The 17,432-nt window shown below is 72.4% G+C and carries 14 protein-coding genes and 1 tRNA gene; 1 reads left to right on the top strand and 14 read right to left on the bottom strand.

What is annotated here, in order from left to right; genetic code table 11:
- Positions 1–50: 50 nt before the first annotated feature.
- From WEB03_RS14995 to WEB03_RS14985, 3 genes are all read right to left on the bottom strand, one after another.
- Positions 51–1,733 (bottom strand): hypothetical protein, encoded by a 1,683-nt coding sequence (locus WEB03_RS14995; RefSeq protein ID WP_368071723.1) that lies wholly within the window; start codon positions 1,731–1,733, stop codon positions 51–53.
- Positions 1,730–2,266, bottom strand: a complete 537-nt coding sequence (locus WEB03_RS14990) for a sigma-70 family RNA polymerase sigma factor (RefSeq protein ID WP_368071722.1) — start codon at positions 2,264–2,266, stop codon at positions 1,730–1,732. Before WEB03_RS14990 ends, WEB03_RS14995 begins: the two co-directional genes overlap by 4 nt.
- Before the next feature lie 72 nt (positions 2,267–2,338).
- Positions 2,339–3,121 (bottom strand): exodeoxyribonuclease III, encoded by a 783-nt coding sequence (locus tag WEB03_RS14985; protein ID WP_368071721.1) that lies wholly within the window; start codon positions 3,119–3,121, stop codon positions 2,339–2,341.
- A gap of 192 nt (positions 3,122–3,313) precedes the next feature.
- Between WEB03_RS14985 and WEB03_RS14980 the strand changes: the two genes are divergently transcribed.
- Entirely contained in the window at positions 3,314–4,588 is a 1,275-nt protein-coding gene (locus WEB03_RS14980) for an MFS transporter (protein WP_368071720.1), read from the top strand.
- A gap of 91 nt (positions 4,589–4,679) precedes the next feature.
- Here the strand turns inward: WEB03_RS14980 and mfd are convergent, their stop codons facing one another.
- From mfd to WEB03_RS14925, 11 genes are all read right to left on the bottom strand, one after another.
- Positions 4,680–8,213 carry a transcription-repair coupling factor gene (gene mfd / locus WEB03_RS14975; RefSeq protein ID WP_368071719.1) on the bottom strand — a complete coding sequence of 1,178 codons (3,534 nt, stop codon included), beginning with the start codon at positions 8,211–8,213 and terminating at the stop codon, positions 4,680–4,682.
- A 4-nt stretch (positions 8,214–8,217) separates the two neighbouring features.
- A complete protein-coding gene (locus WEB03_RS14970; protein WP_368071718.1) occupies positions 8,218–8,868 on the bottom strand; it encodes a DUF4191 domain-containing protein in 651 nt (216 codons plus the stop codon).
- A 19-nt stretch (positions 8,869–8,887) separates the two neighbouring features.
- Complete coding sequence (pth, locus tag WEB03_RS14965) at positions 8,888–9,475, bottom strand: aminoacyl-tRNA hydrolase (RefSeq protein WP_368071717.1); 588 nt, start codon at positions 9,473–9,475, stop codon at positions 8,888–8,890.
- Between the two features lie 65 nt (positions 9,476–9,540).
- Positions 9,541–10,245, bottom strand: a complete 705-nt coding sequence (locus WEB03_RS14960) for a 50S ribosomal protein L25 (RefSeq protein WP_368071716.1) — start codon at positions 10,243–10,245, stop codon at positions 9,541–9,543.
- Between the two features lie 208 nt (positions 10,246–10,453).
- A complete protein-coding gene (locus tag WEB03_RS14955) occupies positions 10,454–11,422 on the bottom strand; it encodes a ribose-phosphate diphosphokinase (RefSeq protein ID WP_368071761.1) in 969 nt (322 codons plus the stop codon).
- Positions 11,423–11,514: 92 nt separating this feature from the next.
- A complete protein-coding gene (glmU, locus tag WEB03_RS14950; protein ID WP_368071715.1) occupies positions 11,515–12,906 on the bottom strand; it encodes a bifunctional UDP-N-acetylglucosamine diphosphorylase/glucosamine-1-phosphate N-acetyltransferase GlmU in 1,392 nt (463 codons plus the stop codon).
- A gap of 56 nt (positions 12,907–12,962) precedes the next feature.
- Positions 12,963–13,033 (bottom strand) — tRNA-Gln (locus tag WEB03_RS14945).
- Between the two features lie 42 nt (positions 13,034–13,075).
- Positions 13,076–14,041, bottom strand: a complete 966-nt coding sequence (locus tag WEB03_RS14940; RefSeq protein WP_368071714.1) for a 4-(cytidine 5'-diphospho)-2-C-methyl-D-erythritol kinase — start codon at positions 14,039–14,041, stop codon at positions 13,076–13,078.
- 135 nt (positions 14,042–14,176) lie between these two features.
- Positions 14,177–15,007 (bottom strand): 16S rRNA (adenine(1518)-N(6)/adenine(1519)-N(6))-dimethyltransferase RsmA, encoded by an 831-nt coding sequence (gene rsmA, locus WEB03_RS14935; RefSeq protein WP_368071760.1) that lies wholly within the window; start codon positions 15,005–15,007, stop codon positions 14,177–14,179.
- 84 nt (positions 15,008–15,091) lie between these two features.
- On the bottom strand, positions 15,092–16,255 hold the full coding sequence (locus WEB03_RS14930; protein ID WP_368071713.1) for a ubiquitin-like domain-containing protein: 1,164 nt from the start codon (positions 16,253–16,255) through the stop codon (positions 15,092–15,094).
- Between the two features lie 150 nt (positions 16,256–16,405).
- Positions 16,406–17,176 carry a TatD family hydrolase gene (locus tag WEB03_RS14925; protein WP_368071712.1) on the bottom strand — a complete coding sequence of 257 codons (771 nt, stop codon included), beginning with the start codon at positions 17,174–17,176 and terminating at the stop codon, positions 16,406–16,408.
- Between the last annotated feature and the right edge of the window lie 256 nt (positions 17,177–17,432).

Genomic DNA, 17,432 nt, shown 5'->3' with positions numbered 1-17,432 from the left:
TGGTCCCCTCGTCGGTACGCCGTGCCGAGGCTAGTCCCGCCCAGCGCGGGTCAGTCGGTGGTGGACGGAAGCCGGACCTCCGCGGTGCTGCCGTCCTCGGACAACCGGACGAGCAGCGAACCCGGCTCCTCGGACGCGGACAGACCTGGCGTCACAACGACGGGATCGCGGTCGGCACAGTGGCCACCGGTCGGCAGATCGCCGTAGCAGTCCGCTGTCGTCTCGTCGGTCGGGACGGGCTCCCCGCAACCGTCGGGTCCGAGGTAGACGCACACCACGAGCTGGTCGTCGACCTCGGCCAACCGCGTCCAGACCCAGACCCAGGATGATGCGTCTCCGCGATCGGTCGCCGCGGAGAGACGGTCCGGCACCTCTCGAGCGGCCGGGGGTCGGTGACCCTCGAGACCATCGGTGCACCGGTCGGGGACGTCGCCTGTCTCCCCTTCAGCTCGCGCCGAGGCAGCGCCGACCGGTCCGGTGACCCGGAGCGCCTGCGCTTCGCCGTCCTCCAGGACCTCGAACGGGTACGCCAGCAGGTCGCTCTCCTCCGGCCCACCGACAGCAGCGCCGCTGAACGTCCAGGTCGCTCCCGACACGTCGGCGATGTGTCCACCCTCCCGGCATCGACCAACGAGAGCCGGCTGACCGGGGACCGTCGCGTCCAGCACGTGTAGCTGTCCGTCGGCATCGTGCGTGACCACCACCGGCGTGCCGTCCTCGAGCTGCTCCAGCCCGACGTGCCCCGGTCTCGGGATCGGCAACGACCTCCTCGTCGCCGGTCCTGCGGACGGCACGTGCGACCAGGTCGGGTCAGGCCCGACCGCCAGCGTGGCCGTGGCCCCGTCGCCGCGGACCAGCACCGTCACGAGCTCGGCCGGATCGACGGAGACGACCTGACGGTCGGCCGAGGCGAACCTCGGCGCGGAGGCGGGGCAGCGACCATCGAGCTCGCAGACGCGCGGGTCCCCCTCGGGCCCCCCGAGTCGGACCTGCGCCCACACCCAGCGACCCTGAGGCAGGGCCGACCCGTCGAGCGCCGGGACCTGGTCGGGCCGTGCGTGTCCGACCGCGAGGTCCGTCAAGGCACCCTCCGCCTCGAGGCAGTTCGGTCCGCGCTGCGACACCTCGGCGCGAACGTCGGCCCGGTCGCGCGGCGCAGCAGGCGGCCCCGTGACGCGCACCGTGTCCTCATCGGCGGCGAGCTCGGACGGGACGTCGACCAGGGCGTACGGCGCTGGTCCACCGGTGTAGTCGCCGTACGCGTTGAACCGGGTGCTGTGACGTGCCTCCTCGAACCAACCCATCGGCGGGCACCAGTGCACCATCTCGCGGATCCCGAACGCTCCGTGTCCGTCGAAGGCGACCAGCACGAACACCTCGCCCGGCTCGGGCTGACTGACGAACACCGGCGTGCCGTCAGCGAGGTAGGCGGGGATCGCATCACCGACCGGCGGGACCGGCAGCGAACCATCGAGGGCGACCGGGTCGAGGACGAGCTCGCTGAGATCCGGAACGGCCGCATCGATGACCGGTCCGTCCGGCGAGGTCACCTGCCCGATCACGACCACGACGAGCAGGAGCGCGAGGAGTCCACTCGCGACACCGGCGAGGGGCCGGACGTGGCGCCTCGACGGAGACCGGGCCCCCGGCACCTCGATGTCTCGAACACGCGCTGCGGCCTCGGTGCGAGCTGCCTCGCCGGCTCGCTTGGCGCGGGCATCGATGTCGGTCATCGTCCGACCTCCTCGTCGTGCAGCAGCACGGCCAGCCGCGCGCGCGCCGTGTGGAGCTGGGCCTTGACGGTGCCCTCGGCGACACCCACCACCTCGGCGATCTCGACAACCGGCAGATCGGCGGCGTACCGGAGCGCCACGACACGCGCCTGCTTCGGCGGCAGGCGCCGCACGGCGTCCCAGAACCCTTGCTCGCGGCCGAACGCCTCGGTCACTGGCGGTGCGGGTCGACCCCGGAGGCGCACGAGCGCTCGCGTCTCCGCACCGAGCCGACGCAGCTGCGATGTGGCCAGGTTCAGCGCGACGCGCTGCACCCACAGATCGGGACGGTCCATGTCCGCCACCTGTTGCCATCGGTGGTGTGCTCGCAGGAACGCCTCCTGGACGACGTCCTCGGCCCCCACACGGTGACCCCGGAGCGCGATCACGACCGCCAGCGTCGAGGTGACGTGTGCGCGGTAGAAGCCGTCGAACGAGCCGGGCTCGGTTCCGGCCGCGCCCTGGTCACCGCGAACGACCGCATCGCCCCCCAACCGAACCTCCGCCACCGTCTTCGTCGTCGTCGCTGCCGTCGCCGGAGAGACGCACGAGTGGTCCCGGGAGGTTTAGTCGAGGTCCAGTTCGAGGACGAGCGGGGCGTGGTCGGAGGGCTTGTCCCCCGCGGCGTTGTTGCGACGGAACACGGTGTCGACCGCCACCGAGCGGATCGTCAGATCGCGGCTGACGAGGGCCGCGTCGATCCGCATGCCCATGTTCCGGCGGAACGCACCCATCCGGTAGTCCCAGTAGGTGAACCCGACCTCGTCGCCGTGGACGGTCCGCCACGCGTCCTGCATGCCGAGCTCGAGCAGCGCCTCGAACCGGGACCGCTCGTCCGGTGTGACGTGGGTCGAGCCGACGAACAGCGCCGGATCCCACACGTCCGTGTCGGCCGGCGCGACGTTCCAGTCGCCAACGGCCACGACCGGGCCTGTGGCGACCAGGTCCTCGAGTCGGAGGTGGGCCGCGTCGAGGAAATCGAGCTTCTGCTGGAACATCTCGTGGCCGACCTCGCGACCGTTGACCACGTAGGTGCTGATGAAGCGCACCCCGCGGACCGTGCCCTCGATCCACCTCGCCTCCTCGGGGTTCGGTTCACCCGGCAGCCCGAGCTGCACGTCGGTGACGTCTTGCGTCTCGGGCACGAGGATCGCGACCCCGTTCCACCGCCCCTCGGAGTGATGGACCGCGCGGTAGCCCGCGATGGCCAGCGCCTCGTGGGGCCACCCGTCGGAGGTGCACTTCGACTCCTGCACGAGCAGCACGTCCGGCGCGTGGACCTCGAGCAGCTCGAGCACGCGCGGGAGGCGAGCCTTCAGCGAGTTCAGGTTCCACGACACGACGCGCACGGTGGTCCTCCGGGAGATGCGGGGCTCGGACGTCCTCCGTCGGCGGGGGGACCGCCACGGAGCCGCGACGGTACGCGGCGGCGGGCGGGCGTTCGACGAGGCGGTCCGAGAGGTCTCGGCCGGTACCGTCCGCCCGCCGCCGCTACCGACCGCACGCCGGCTTCGCCGGCCCGGATCCTCGCCGAGTCCCCCGTGCCCGACGCCACGCAGCCAGGACGCGGGCGACCAGCGTGGCTGACCGCGCCGGTCCTCACCGTGGCTGGCCTGTCGATCGCGTCGGGGATCGCCCAGTTCTCGGTCACGGCCGTGATCGGTGACGTCGCGTCCGCGTTCGGAACGACCAGCGGTGGCGACGACCTGACGGCCCAGATCGGGCTGCCGACGACGACGATCGGCGTCGCGCTGGCGCTCATCCGGCTCGCGTCGCTCGGATCGCTACCCGCCGCGGCGCTCGCCGATCGCTACGGCCGCCGCCAGGTCCTGCTGACCCTCGCCGCCATCGGCCTCACGCTCACGACGCTGGCGGCCCTCGCACCGAGCTTCTGGTTCTACATCGGGCTCGTCGCGCTGGCCCGCCCGATGCTGAGCGCGGTCAACGGGCTGGCGGGCGTGGTGGCCGCCGAGGAGTCGAGCGCCCGCGACCGCTCCGCCGCGATCGCCCTCGTCACCGCGGCCTACGGGCTCGGCGCGGGCATCGTGTCGCTGTCGCGCACCGCCCTGCCGGGCGAGCCGTCGTTCCGGGTGGTGACCGCGTTCACGCTGCTGCCGCTGCTGGCCCTCCCGCTGCTCGCGCGGCGCATCCGCGAGCCGAGGATCGCACGCGACGCCGAACACAGCCAGGGGATCCCCGGTGCGATCCCGGCGGGCCTGCGGGTCCGCGTGCTGATCCTGTCGGCCCTGGCCGGGTCGACGGCGCTCGCCACCGGCCCGGGCTTCACCTACCTGTTCGTCTACGGCGAGGACATCCTCGGCGCGTCCACCGGCTTCAGTTCGCTGTTGGTGCTCGGCGCGGGGCCCGCCGGCGTGATCGGGTTGCTCATCGGCCGCGCCGGCGCGGACCGCATCGGTCGGCGGGTCACCGCGGGGCTGATGATGCTGCTGACCGGTGTGGGCATCGCCTACGCCTACTCCGGGAGCACCCGCGCCCTCGCGATCGGCTACCTCGCCGCCATCGCGACATCGACCGGGTTCGCACCACCGACCGGAGCGCTCGCCGCCGAGCTGGTCCCGACGCGGGTGCGCGCGACCGTCGCCGGCTGGGTGACGGTCGCCGGGGTCCTCGGCGCCGTCATCGGCCTCATGACCTTCGGGGTCCTGGCCGACGCCACCGGGTCGTTCGCCAGCGCCTCGCGCATCATCGGCATCGTCGTCGCGCTCGTCTCGGTCGGGTTCGTGCTGCTGCCTGAGACCCGCGGTCACGAGCTCGACGAGGACGAGCCCGGGCACGCCACGGCCGACGGCACCTGAGCGAACGGCACCGGGAGGACGCGCGCCGCCCTACCGGTAGGCGGGGAGGGGCACGGACGCCCCTCGGGACCTACCGGTAGGCAGGGCGGTGTCAGCGCTTCTTCGGCGCGGCGAAGATGTCGCGGAGGGTCCCGGCGACCCACGCGACGAGGTCGTCGGGCTTCGGGCGTGGGACCGGGATCAGCAGCGTGCCACGTTCGGCGTTGTAGCGGTGGCGGGGGTGCAGACGATCGAGCCGCACCTCCTGCGCGGACGACAGCGACACGGGCGCGATCCGCAGCTCGGGCGGGCGCACCGCGCCGGGGGTGACCACCACCTCGGTGACGTTCCACCGGCGCAGCGCCGCCTTCAGCGCCGTCAGCGTCAGCAGCCGCTCGGCGGGCTCGGGGGGTGCACCGAAGCGGTCGACGAGCTCGGCGCGGACGTCCTTGACCCCGGCAGCGTCGCGGACGGCCGAGATGCGCTTGTAGAGCTCGAGCCGCTGCGTCGCGTCCTCGACGTAGTCGTGCGGGAGGTGGGCGTCGACGGGGAGCTCGAGCTTGATGTCGACCTCGACCTCGATCGGCTCGCCGGTGAGGTCGGCGACCTCCTCCTTGAGTAGCTGCGAGTACATGTCGAACCCGACCGCGGCGACCTGGCCGGACTGCTCGGCGCCGATGACGTTGCCTGCACCGCGGATCTCGAGGTCGCGCATCGCGATCGCCAACCCGCTGCCGAGCCGGGTGTGCTCGGCGATGGTCTTGAGCCGCTCGTAGGCGGGCTCGGTGATCGACGTGCCCTCGGGGTACAGGAAGTAGGCGTACCCCCGTTCCGAGGACCGTCCGACCCGGCCGCGCAGCTGGTGCAGCTGGGACAACCCGAGGACGTCGGCGCTTTCGATGATCAGGGTGTTCGCGTTCGGGATGTCGAGCCCGGCCTCGATGATGGTGGTCGCCACCAGCACGTCGAACTCGCGCTCCCAGAACCGGACCATCACCCGCTCGAGCTGCTTCTCGTCCATCTGCCCGTGGGCGACCTCGACCCGCACGTCGGGCACCAGCTCCTGGAGCTTGGCCGCCGCGGCGTGGATGGTCTCGACCCTGTTGTGCAGGTAGAAGACCTGGCCGTCGCGGAGGAGCTCGCGCCGGATCGCCAGCGAGATCTGGGCCTCGTCGTACTCCTGCACCACGGTGAGCACCGGCTGGCGGTCCTCGGGTGCGGTCTCGATCACCGACAGGTCGCGGATCCCCGAGACCGCCATCTCGAGCGTCCTCGGGATCGGTGTGGCCGACATCGACAGCACGTCGACGGAGGTCCGCAGCTGCTTGAGCCGCTCCTTCTGCTGGACGCCGAAACGCTGCTCCTCGTCGACGATGACCAGCCCGAGGTCCTTCCAGGTCACGTCCTTGCCGAGCAGGCCGTGGGTGCCGATGACGATGTCGACGGTGCCGGCCGCGAGCCCGTCCATGACGGCTCGCTTGTCCTTGTCCGGCACGAAGCGGCTGACCACCGCGACATCGACGGGGAAGCCGGCGAAGCGCTCGCGGAAGGTCTCCGAGTGCTGCTGCGCGAGGATCGTGGTCGGCACGAGGACCGCCACCTGCTTGCCATCGAAGACCGCCTTGGCCGCGGCGCGGACCGCCACCTCGGTCTTCCCGAACCCGACGTCCCCGGCCAGCAGCCGGTCCATCGGCAACGGCGCTTCCATGTCCCGTTTGATCTCGTCGGCGACCGTCAGCTGGTCCTGGGTCTCGACGTGGGCGAACGCGTCCTCGAGCTCGGTCTGCATGGTCCCGTCGGGTGCGAACGGGTGCCCCGGCGAGTGCATCCGCGCGGCGTAGAGGCGGATCAGTTCGGCCGCGATGTCGCGCACGGCCTTGCGGACGCGGGACTTGGCCTTCTCCCACTGCGAACCGCCGAGGCTCATGACGCTGGGCTTCTCGCCGCCCTGGTACCGGCTGATCGCGTCGACCTGGTCGGACGGCACGTACAGGGTGTCCTCGCCGGCGTACTCGAGGACCACGTAGTCGCGGTGTGCGGTCCGGCCCTTCCCGCCGTTCGGTCCCCCGGGGCCGACCCAACCGGAGAACTCGCGTGTGATCATCCCGCGGTAGGTCCCCACCCCGTGGGTGCGGTGCACGACCGGGTCCCCGACCTCGAGCTGCAGCACCGCGTCCGCGGCCGTCGTCCGGTTGCCGACGCGCTTGTTCGACCGTCGCCTCCGAGGACCGAACACGTCCCAGGTCCCGAGGACGGCGAGGTCGAGCTCCTCGGACCGGAAGCCCTGCCGCAGCGGCGATGGCACCACCTCGACGCGCGCGCCGACGCCATCCGGGTCGGCGGTCTCGGCGAAGGCCGTCGGCAGCCCGTGCTCGTTGAACACGTCGGCGAGCCGCTTGGCGGGGCCGTGCCCGTCGGCGCTGACCACCACGCGCAGGCCGTCGCGGAGCATGCCGCGGACCCGCTCGGCCAACGTGTCCACGTCGCCCCGGAACGACTCCCACGGGCTGGCGTCCGCACGGACCGCATCGGCCGCACCGAACGGAGCCAACCGCCACACGTCGTCGGGTGCGAGGTCCAGTAGCTCGCCCGGTGCGGCGAACCCCGACCGGTGGCGTCCCTGATCCGTCCCGAGGTCGTCGCCCGCCAGGCTGTGCCAGGCGGTCTCGAGCAGGACCTCGGCCTCCTCGCGGAGCTTGCCCGCCCGCTCCTCGAGCAGGAGCGGGTCGACGAGTGCCACACCCGCTCCGGCGGGCAGGAACTCCGGCAGCAGCCGCGTGGTGGGCCGCAGGAGGGTCACCAGCGACTCGATGCCCTCGAAGGTCCTGCCCTCCGCCAGCGCGTCCAGCTGCTCGGTCAGCTGGGGCCAGCGGCGCATCGCCTGACGGGCGTCCTCCTGGAGCCCAGCGTCGATGACCACCTCGCGGGCCGGGTCGCAGATGACCCGCTCGACCGAGCCCGTCGAGCGTTGGTCGCCGACCGAGAAGGAACGCAGAGATCCGACGTCGTCGCCCCAGAACTCGACGCGGACCGCGTGGTCCGCCGCGGTCGGGAAGACGTCGACGATCCCACCCCGGACCGCGAACTCCCCCCGCACCTCGACCTGCGGGGCGCGGCTGTAGCCGAGCGAGGCGAGCCCCTCGATCAGCTCGTCGAACCCCTGCCAGCTGGCGTCGAGCACCAGCGGTCGACGCGAGCCGAGGCCCGGGTCCATCGGTTGCAGTGCCGCCCGCACGGGCGCGACGACGGCGAGCAGCGGGTGCTCGTGGGCGTCCGGGTGCAGCAGGCGGTCGAGGACCGCGAGCCGCCGGCCCACCGTCGCGGGCTGCGGTGAGAGCCGTTCGTGCGGGAGCGTCTCCCAGGCGGGGAAGACGCCCACGCGCTGCTCACCGAGGTAGGCGGCCAGGCCATCGGCGATCGCGTCGGCATCTGACGAGCGCGGCACCAGCACGAGCAGGGGTGCGACCCGGTCGACGAGCAGGCTGAGCAGGTAGGGCCGCAGCGACGGTGGCGCGACGAGGTCGTGCTCGGCGAGCAGCTCGCTCCAGTCCGCCCGCCCACGGCGCAGCACCGCCGCGAGCGGCCCGACCGCGCGGCCGCGGTCGAGCACGTCGTCGACGGAGCTCGGAGGACGGACGTCGGCCACGTGGTCAGCGCGGCTTCGGACGCGGACGGTTGGCCTGGTTGGGGTCGATGCCCTTCGGGATCGGCATACCCCGGTCCATGGGCTTGAGCCGCCGTTCGAGCTTGGGGACGTCGTTCTTGCCGAGCTCGCGCGGGAGCTTGGTGAGGTGGACCTGGAGCTTGTTGATCGGGACCTGACCCTCGGCGTCCCCGACGAGCACGGTGTGCAGCGGCGCGTCGCCCGCGACCCGCGACAGACGCTTGCGCTCCTTGGCGAGCAGCGCCTTGGTCCGCTGCGGCGAGCCCTCGCCGACCAGGATGACGCCGGGACGGCCGACGACCCGGTGCACGAGGTCCTGCTTGGTCGAGAAGGCGACCGCGGGCGTGACGAACCACTGACCGCGCATGACGTTGAGCACGGCCGCGGCCGCGCCCGGCTGGCCCTCGATCGCGGCGAACTGCGCCTTCTGGACCCGGCGGCTGAAGACCAGCAGCCCGCCCGTGAACGCGAAGAGCAACCCGAAGACGATCGCGGCGATCGGGTGGATCAGCAGGCCGAGCCCGGCGCCGACGAGCGCACCGACCACCGCCCCGAGCAGGGTGAACCAGATCGCGTTCGGGTCGAGCTCGCGCAGCTGACGCCACGCGGCGCCGAGCTGACGGATGCGTTCCCTCACGGTGCGCCTCCTGCCCGCGTCAGCGGGCGTGGTAACGGTTCTGGGCGGACTCGAGGCCATCGGCGATGGTGAGCGCCACGGCGTCGGCGGCCTCCTCGATGACCACGTCGAGCTGTTCCCGGTCGGCTGGGGAGGGCCGGCGGAGCACGTGGTCCTTGCCCGGCATCCTGCCAGGTGGACGACCGACGCCGATCCGGACCCGCACGTACTCGCGGGTCCCGAGGGCCCGATCGACGTCCTTGAGACCGTTGTGGCCCGCGTGCCCACCGCCGCGCTTGAGCTTGAGCCCCCCGACGGGGACGTCGAGATCGTCGTGGATGACGATGGTCCGGTCGGGCGGGACCTTGAACCAGGCCGCCGCCGACTGAACCGGGTCACCCGAGAGGTTCATGTAGGTCATCGGGACGCCGAGCACGACCGGGACGCCGGTCGAACCGAGCCCGCGCACCTCGGCGATCTCGCAGCGGACCCGCTTGTTGCGCCCGAGCTCGGTGTGCTCACGACGAGCGATCGCGCGGACGACGTCCGCGCCGACGTTGTGGCGGGTCCCGGCGTACTCGCCGCCGGGGTTGCCGAGACCGACGACCAACCAGCGGTCGGCGGTCACGGCGTCCTCCGCGGCTCGGCGCGACGCCGAGGCCGCGCGGCGGCGACCTCGGCGGAACACGGGGCTCAGCTCTCGTCGTTGTCGCCGTCGGCCGGCGCGTCGCCGTCAGCCTCGGACTCACCCTCGGTCGCGTCCGCGTCCTCGGCGTCCACCAGCTCGGGCTCGTCGGCTTCGACGCCGGCATCCGCCTCGAGCGCCTCGAGCGCTTCCTCGGACATCGGCGCGTTGATGGTGACAACGGTGCGTTCGGGGTCGATCTCGAACTCGGCGCCGTCGGGCAGGGTCAGGTCGGACACGCGCTTGACGTCGCCGATCGCCATGCCGGTGACGTCGAGCCCGAGGTAGTTCGGTACGTCGAGCGGCTTGACGGCGATCGGGACGGTGTGGAGCACCTGGTTCAGGATGCCGTCGTCGTCGACGGTCTCGTCCTCGTTCTCGAGGTGGACCGGGATCTCGACCGAGATCTGCGCGTTGCGGTCGACGGCGAGGAAGTCGACGTGGACGACCTCCTGGCGGACCGGGTGGATCTGGAGGTCGCGGGCGAACACCAGCGTGGTGTCACCGGCGAGCTCGAGCCGGATCATGACGTTGCGGCCGGCCTCGGTGTGGAGGGCGTGGTAGAGCTCGAGCGCGTCGACGTGGAGCGCGGTCGGCTCGACCTCGTAGCCGTAGACGATGGCGGGGACGCGACCGGTGCGGCGGAGGCGACCGGTGGGGCCCTTGCCGAGCTCGGTGCGCGGTTCGGCGGAGAGGCTGACCTGCTTGGACACGGGAGTTCCTGGGGTGGGTCGGTCCCCGGCGTGGGTCGGTCACTCTCACCCCGAAGGTCCCGGGGGTCGGGCGGCGAGGTGCTTCACGCGGGGTGTCCGGCCGGGCGGTGCCACGGACGCCGGACGTGCGACGACCCGCGGTTGACGCGGGCCGTGGACCCGTGAGGCTACCCGGACGCCGGTGACCCCGGCAACCGGTGGCCGCTCGTCAGACGTTCTCGCCGCGGAAGATCTCGCTGACGGATTCGTCCTCGAACACCGCTCGGAGGGCCGAGGCGATGATCGGCGCGATCGACAGGACCACGAGCTTGTCCCCCGCGGGGCGACGCTCCTCGGGGATCGGCAGGGTGTTGGTGACCACCACCCGTTCGATGTCGGACTCGGTGAGCCGCTCGGCAGCGGGGCCGGAGAACAGTGGGTGGGTCGCGAGTGCGATGACCTTGGCCGCCCCCCGTTCCTTCAGCAGCTTGGCAGCGCCGCAGATGGTGCCCGCGGTGTCGATCATGTCGTCGACCAGGATCGCGGTCTTGCCCTCGACGTCACCGATGACGTCCAGGGTGACGCTGACGTTCTGCTGTTCGGGGTCGCGCCGCTTGTGCAGGATCGCGATGGTCGAACCCACCTGGCCGGCGAACTTCTCGGTCAGGCGCACCCGTCCCGCGTCCGGGGAGACGATGACCCGCTCCTCGGGTGAGGTGTTCTCCTTGACCCACTCGACCAGCAGCGGCAGCGCCGTGAGGGCGTCGAACGGGTCGTCGAAGAAGCCCTGGATCTGGCCGGTGTGCAGGTCGACCGACATGATCCGGTCGACACCTGCGGCCTCGTACATGTCGGCCATCAGCTTGGCCGCGATCGCCTCGCGCGACAGGGCCTTCTTGTCGGAACGCGAGTAGCCGTAGTACGGCACCACCGCGATGACCCGCTTGGCCGACGCCCGCTTGAGCGCGTCGATCATCACCAGCTGTTCGACGATGAAGTCGTTGATGCTCATCCCACCCGGGACCGAGACATGCGACTGCAGCACGAAGGCGTCCGTGCCACGGACCGACTCGGCGAAGCGGGTGTACAGCTCGCCGTTACTGAACTGGGCGAGCTTGACCTCGCCGATGCGCATCCCGAGGTGGTCGGCGACCTCGCGTGCCAGCTCCGGGTAGCTCGTGCCGGAGAAGAGCATCATCCGCTTCTTGGTGACCAGTTCCACAGGAGCCTCGGCAGGTGGTGGGTGGAGTGAGGGAGCGAGCGGGGAAGCTGCGCGCGACGGTAGCGCTGTCAGCGCTCCCCGACCCAGCCCTCCTTGGTGATCTGGCGGCTGCGGGCGATCGCGAGCGCACCGTCGGGGACGTCGTCGGTCACCACCGACCCGGCAGCGACGTAGGCGTCCGCCCCGACGGTCACCGGAGCGATCAACGACACGTCGCACCCGACGAAGGCGCCGGCACCGATGGTGGTGTGGGATTTCGTCCGACCGTCGTAGTTCACGGTGATGACGCCGCAGGCGATGTTGGCGCCAGCGCCGACGGTCGCGTCGCCCACGTAGGCCAGGTGGGGGACCTTCGCGCCGTCCGCGACGTCGGCGTTCTTGGTCTCGACGAACGCCCCCGCCTTCGTGTCCGCGCCGAGCCGCGTGCCAGCTCGCAGGTGGGTGAACGGCCCGACGCTCGCGCCACGACCGATGGCGGCGCCGTCGGCGCGGGTCGAGTGCACCGTCGCGTCGGGACCCACCTCGGTGTCGGTGAGGTGGCTGTTCGGTCCGACCACGGCACGCTCACCGACGACCGTGCTGCCCTCGAGGATCGTGCCGGGCAGGAGCCGTGCGTCACGGTCGACGCGCACGGACACGTCGACGTGCGTGGACGCGGGGTCGTCGATGGTGACGCCGACCTCGGCGGCGAGGTGTGCGAGGTGCCGGTCGCGGAGGACGGCGCCAGCGGCGGCGAGCTGCCAGCGGTCGTTGACCCCGGCGACGTGCGTCTCGTCGGCGACCACGGCCGCCACGCGCTGCCCGTCGCCGGTCAGGATCTGGACGACGTCGGTGACGTACAGCTCGCCCTGGACGTTTCGGTCGTCGATCCGGCTGAGCGCGTCCTCGAGCGGGCCGCGTGCCACGAGGTACATCCCGGCGTTGATCTCGCCCACCGAGCGCTCATCCTCGGTGGCATCCCGGTGCTCGACGATGCGGTCGACGGCACCGTGGCCGTCCCGGAGGACCCGGCCGTACCCGGTCGGGTCATCGAGCACCGCCGTCAGCATCGCGGCGACGCCACCCTCGGCGGCGTCGAGGAGCGACCCGAGCGTCGCGGCCGTCAGCAACGGGGTGTCACCCGGCACGATCACGACCCGGTCGATGCCCTCGCGCAGGGCCGGGAGGGCGACCTGGACGGCGTGCCCGGTCCCGCGCTGCTCCCCCTGGACCACCGTGACCGACCCGGGGACGCCGACCGCCGCGACCTCCGCCTCGACGTCCTCCCGTTGGTGGCCGACCACCACGATGACCTGCCCGAGCCCGAGGGGGCGGAGCGCCTCGAGCACGTGGCCGACCAGCGACCGACCGGCGGTGCGGTGCAGCACCTTGGCCACGTCCGAGCGGAACCGGGTGCCCTTCCCGGCGGCGAGCACGATCGCAGCGACGTCGCCGCGCTCCGGGTTGGGGTCCTGGTCCACGGTGATCTCCTCGGCGGTGCCCCTCGGGGCGTTCGTCCCGTCGGGCGTGTGTGCAGCTGGGAGGCAGGGGATCGAACCCTGGATTCCGACTCCAAAGGACGGCGTGTTACCGCTACACCACCTCCCAAGGGTGGACCCGCGCGTCGCGACCCGCGGGTGCGGCGCGAGGCTAGTCGCGCCAGACGTCGGGCCCGCCGGCCGGCGACAGCCCGACCTCGACCCGGTCGAACACGTCGGCCACCGCGCGTTGCAGCCGGACGGCATCCTGCGCGTTCTCGGCCAGACCGACCACCGTCGGCCCCGAGCCGGAGACGAGCGCACCGAGCGCACCTGCGTCGAGGATCGCTTGGCGCCGTTCGGTCAGCTCGGGGCGCAGGTGTTCGGCGGCGACCTGCAGATCGTTGTGGAGCGCGTCGCCGAGCGCTTCCGCGTCGCCGTTGCGCAGCGCCTGCAACACCGCGTCTGGCTCGGCTTCCGAGGGCGTCGCCACCTCGTCGTAGGCGCGGTAGACGTCGGGGGTGGACAGCGGTGTGTCGCTGATCCCGACGACCCAGTGGTAGCTGCCACGGGTGAGGACCTGGGCGGTGGCCGTCCCGGTGCCCGTCGCCAGGGCGGTGCCACCGGACACGCAGAAGGGCACGTCGGCGCCGAGTTCAGCGGCCAGCTCCCGCAGCCGCGCGCGGCCGAGACCAGCACCCCACAGCTCGTCGAGCGCGACGAGCGCAGCCGCCGCGTCCGCCGAGCCGCCGGCCATCCCAGCGGCGACCGGGATGTGCTTGTCGAGGTGCAGCCGCGTGGTGGGGCCGCAGCCGTTGGTCGCGCTGCCGAAGCCGGTCTCGGCCATGATGACGCGAGCGGCCCGGACGGCGAGGTTCGCTTCGTCGTCGGGGACGCCCGACGTGCCGTCCTGGGTGAAGTCGAGCTGCATCGAGCGCCGCCCGGCGGGGTGCTGCGCCGAGGGCCCCTCGACGTGCGCGGTCACGGTGTCGTAGAGGGACACGGTCTGCAGCACCGTCACCAGTTCGTGGTAGCCGTCCGGCCGAACACCGCGGACGGTGAGGAAGAGGTTGATCTTCGACGGCACGCGGACGCGGACGCGCGAGACAGGACGGTGCTCGTCCCCGTCGCGGCTCAACCGCATCACCTCCCCGGCCGCTCCGTGGGGACGGCACGCGCCGCAGCTCGAGCGCGGCTCGGCCGTCCCGCTCAGCCGATGGGCAATGCTACGGAGGCGGCGCCTGGCCTCCGCATCGGGGGCCTCCGGTGCGCGTCACCCGCCGACGGGACCGTCACCACCAGCGCCGCGTCCCGCGACGATCGCGTCGCCGAGCCGCGTGATCGCCGCCGCGTCGAGGGTCTCCGCCCGGGCACCGAGGTCGACGCCCGCCTGGGCCGCCGCAGCCGCCAGCTCGTCCGGTGACGCGACGGCGCGGAGGGTGTTGCGCAGGGTCTTGCGACGCTGGGCGAAGGCCGCATCGGTCAGGGCGAGCAGCATCCGCCGCCGGTCGCCCGTCGGGGCGTCGGCCCGGCGGGTGATCCGCACCATGACCGAGTCGACGTTCGGGACCGGGTGGAACACCGCACGCGGGATGGCGAGGACCACCCGCGCATCGGCCTGGAGTGCCAGCTTGACCGACACGCCGGCGTGCAGCGGGTCACCGGGACGAGCGACCCACCGCTCGCCCACCTCGCGCTGCACCATGACGAACTGGTCGCCGACGGCCGGGTCGGCCAACGCGTGCATGACGATCGGCGTCGCGGTGTTGTAGGGCAGGTTCGCGACCAGCCGGACCTGCTCGCCTCCGGTGAGGGCCCCGAGGTCGCTGCGGAGCGCGTCGGCGTGCACCACCTCGACGTTCGGTACGTCGGCGAGGACCTCGGCGAGCGCACCGACCATCCCGGCATCGATCTCGATCGCCACGACGTGGCGGGTCGCCTCCGCGAGGCCGAGCGTCAACGAACCGAGGCCGGGCCCGATCTCGAGCACCGTGTCCCCGGGACCGAGCTCAGCCGCGGCGACGATGCGACGCACGGTGTTCGGGTCGACGACGAAGTTCTGCCCGGCAGCCTTGCGGGGAGCGAGGCCGTGCTCGCGTAGCAGCCGCTGGACCTCGGTCGGCGTGAGCAGGGCGGTCCTCGAAGGTGGGGGGCGGGCCGAGGCTACGCCCCCACCCGGGCCGGACCGTCAGCGCACGCCGATCTGACGCGAGCAGTGCGGCCACGCTTCCCAGCCCTGCGACCGCTGCACCCACCTGCCGGCCTCGATCTGCTGCTCGCGGGTCGCCTCGTAGGCGTACGTCGGGGCGCCGGCCGGCTTGTTGGCCCGCCACGTGTCGGGGTGGAACTGCAGCCCACCGTGGTAGGTCCCACGGGTCGCCCAGTTCCCGCCCGACTCGCAGCGCGCCAACCGGTCCCACACGTCGTCACCGGGGGCGCTCCTCGCGCGTGGCGCCGGAGCGGGCTTCGGCGCCGGCGCTGGTGGCGGATGCGGATGCGGCGCCGCGGTGCCGACGAGGACCACGCGGCCGACGGGCTCGCGGACCACCTCGGAGTCGATCAGCTCGCGGTGCACCTCGTCGCCATCGACGCGTTCGACGCGGTAGGTGTCGCGTCGCAGCCCGTCGCTGCCCTCCGTCTCGACGCGCCGCTCCCCGCGTTCGAGGTCGCCGCTCTGCCGCTCGACCTCGTCGCGCTCGAGCCGAACATCCTCGACGACCTCGTCGAAGGCCACGCGCTCGACGGTGACGTTGCTGCCGGGCATGACCGGAGCGGCGAGGTCCCAGTCGACGGTGTCGTCGGGACCGAGTTCGATCCCCGCGTCGATGAGCAGCGCCCCGACGGTGGTCGCCAGCGTCCGCACCTCGCGGACCGTTCCGTCCACCTGCAGCTGCACCGGACGGGGCAGGTGCACGGCGATGGTGTCGCCGTCCTCGATCGGTGAGGTCCACCTCGGCGTGCTGTACCCGCCGTCGTCGCGGACGTCGATGCCCGCCTCGGTCAGGATGCCTGCGACGGACCCGACGGGTGCGGTCACGCGGCGCACCACGGCCCCGGCGATGGCCACGTCGACGGTGATGGCCCGGTCGATGTCGATGGTGTCGACCTGCTCGAGCGGGACGTCACGGGCGGGGATCACCTGGTCCGCAGGACCGAGCCCGAGCCCGAGCTCGTCGAGGACCCCGCCGACCGTCGTGGCGTAGGTCCGGGTGTGCAGCACGTCCCCGTCGACGGCGACCTCGACGGCGTGCGACCAACCCACGAGCGGCACGGAGGCGAGCCCGAGAGCGACCAGGGAGACCGCTGCGCGGGTGCGGGACCGCAGGCGCGGACGGTTGGCGGAGGGAGACATGAGGGCGGACCGTACGGATGGACGCGACGAACGGCCGGGGCCTTCCGGACAGGGTCCACCGAGCTCGCCCCTCCGGATCCCGGCGCGGTGCGGCGCGATCGGATCGTGGCCACGGCAGCGAACCTGCAGGTCAGAGGCGGTTCTCGGGTATCAGTCCACCGGGAGGGCGAAGGCCCGGACCGCGTTGGCGAGCACCTGCTCCTCGAGGTCCTCCGGGTCGCGACCCTGCGTCGCGGCCAGCGCACGCAACGTCAGCGGGAGGTAGGAGGGGTCGTTGGACCCGCCACGGTGGGGGTGCGGGGTCAGGTACGGCGAGTCGGTCTCGGTGAGCAGCAGCTCGGCCGGTGCCGCAGCGGCTGCAGCGCGCAGGTCCCCGGCGTTCTTGAACGTCAGGTTCCCGGCGAAGGACAGGAACCAGCCCCGGTCGGCGCACCTGGCCACGACATCGACGTCCCCCGAGAAGCAGTGCATGACGACCCGGCCGGGCGCTCCCTGGTCCTCGAGCACGGCGAGCAGGTCGTCCCAGGCGTCGCGGCAGTGGATCACCAGGGTCTTGTCGTGCTCCTTGGCGAGATCGATGTGGGCTCGGAAGGCCGCATCCTGCTGCTCGGGCGTGGTGTGGTCGTGGTGGTAGTCCAAGCCGGTCTCGCCGATGGCGACGACCTCGGGCTCGGTAGCGAGCCGCGCGATGACCTCGAGCACCTGCGGGGTGGCCTCCATGGCGTCGTTCGGGTGCACCCCCACGGCGGCGTAGACGCCGTCGTGACGCCGGGCGGTGGCGACCGCCTGCGCCGAGGACGCCATGTCGGTCCCGACCGTGATCAGCGTCGTGACCCCGGCGTCAACGGCCCGGGCCACCTGGGTGGCGGCCGAGAGGTCGAAGTGGTGGTCGAGGTGGCAGTGGGTGTCGACGTACGGCACGAGGCTGGCCTCCGTCTGGGGGACGAACGAGCACGTCGGGACCGGGGTTCCGGTCCGAGGACCGGGCCGAGTGGGGCGGGGGTGGTCACGCCCCGTCGCTCCCCCGTCGGCCCGCTCGAGGGCCGGACACGACGCGACCCGCCACGCGGGCGGGTCGAAGAACAGCGTACCAGGACGCTCGTCCCGGTGTCCCGCGCGGGGTGTGTCGCTCGGTCGCGATCGCGGCGCGTGGTCGACGGTCGTGAAGCGACCGTCG

The organism is Nitriliruptor sp., from assembly GCF_040882075.1.
Classification (GTDB): Bacteria; Actinomycetota; Nitriliruptoria; order Nitriliruptorales; family Nitriliruptoraceae; genus Nitriliruptor.
The sequence above is the reverse complement of the archived record's forward strand: the minus strand, read 5'-3'. Positions and strand labels throughout refer to the sequence as shown.

What these genes read in the sequence shown, in the direction of transcription:
- WEB03_RS14995 (WP_368071723.1), bottom strand. Translation starts at nt 1,733, where the DNA reads ATGACCGACATCGATGCCCGCGCCAAGCGAGCCGGCGAGGCAGCTCGC.
- WEB03_RS14955 (WP_368071761.1), bottom strand. Translation starts at nt 11,422, where the DNA reads ATGATGCTCTTCTCCGGCACGAGCTACCCGGAGCTGGCACGCGAGGTC.
- WEB03_RS14930 (WP_368071713.1), bottom strand. Translation starts at nt 16,255, where the DNA reads ATGTCTCCCTCCGCCAACCGTCCGCGCCTGCGGTCCCGCACCCGCGCA.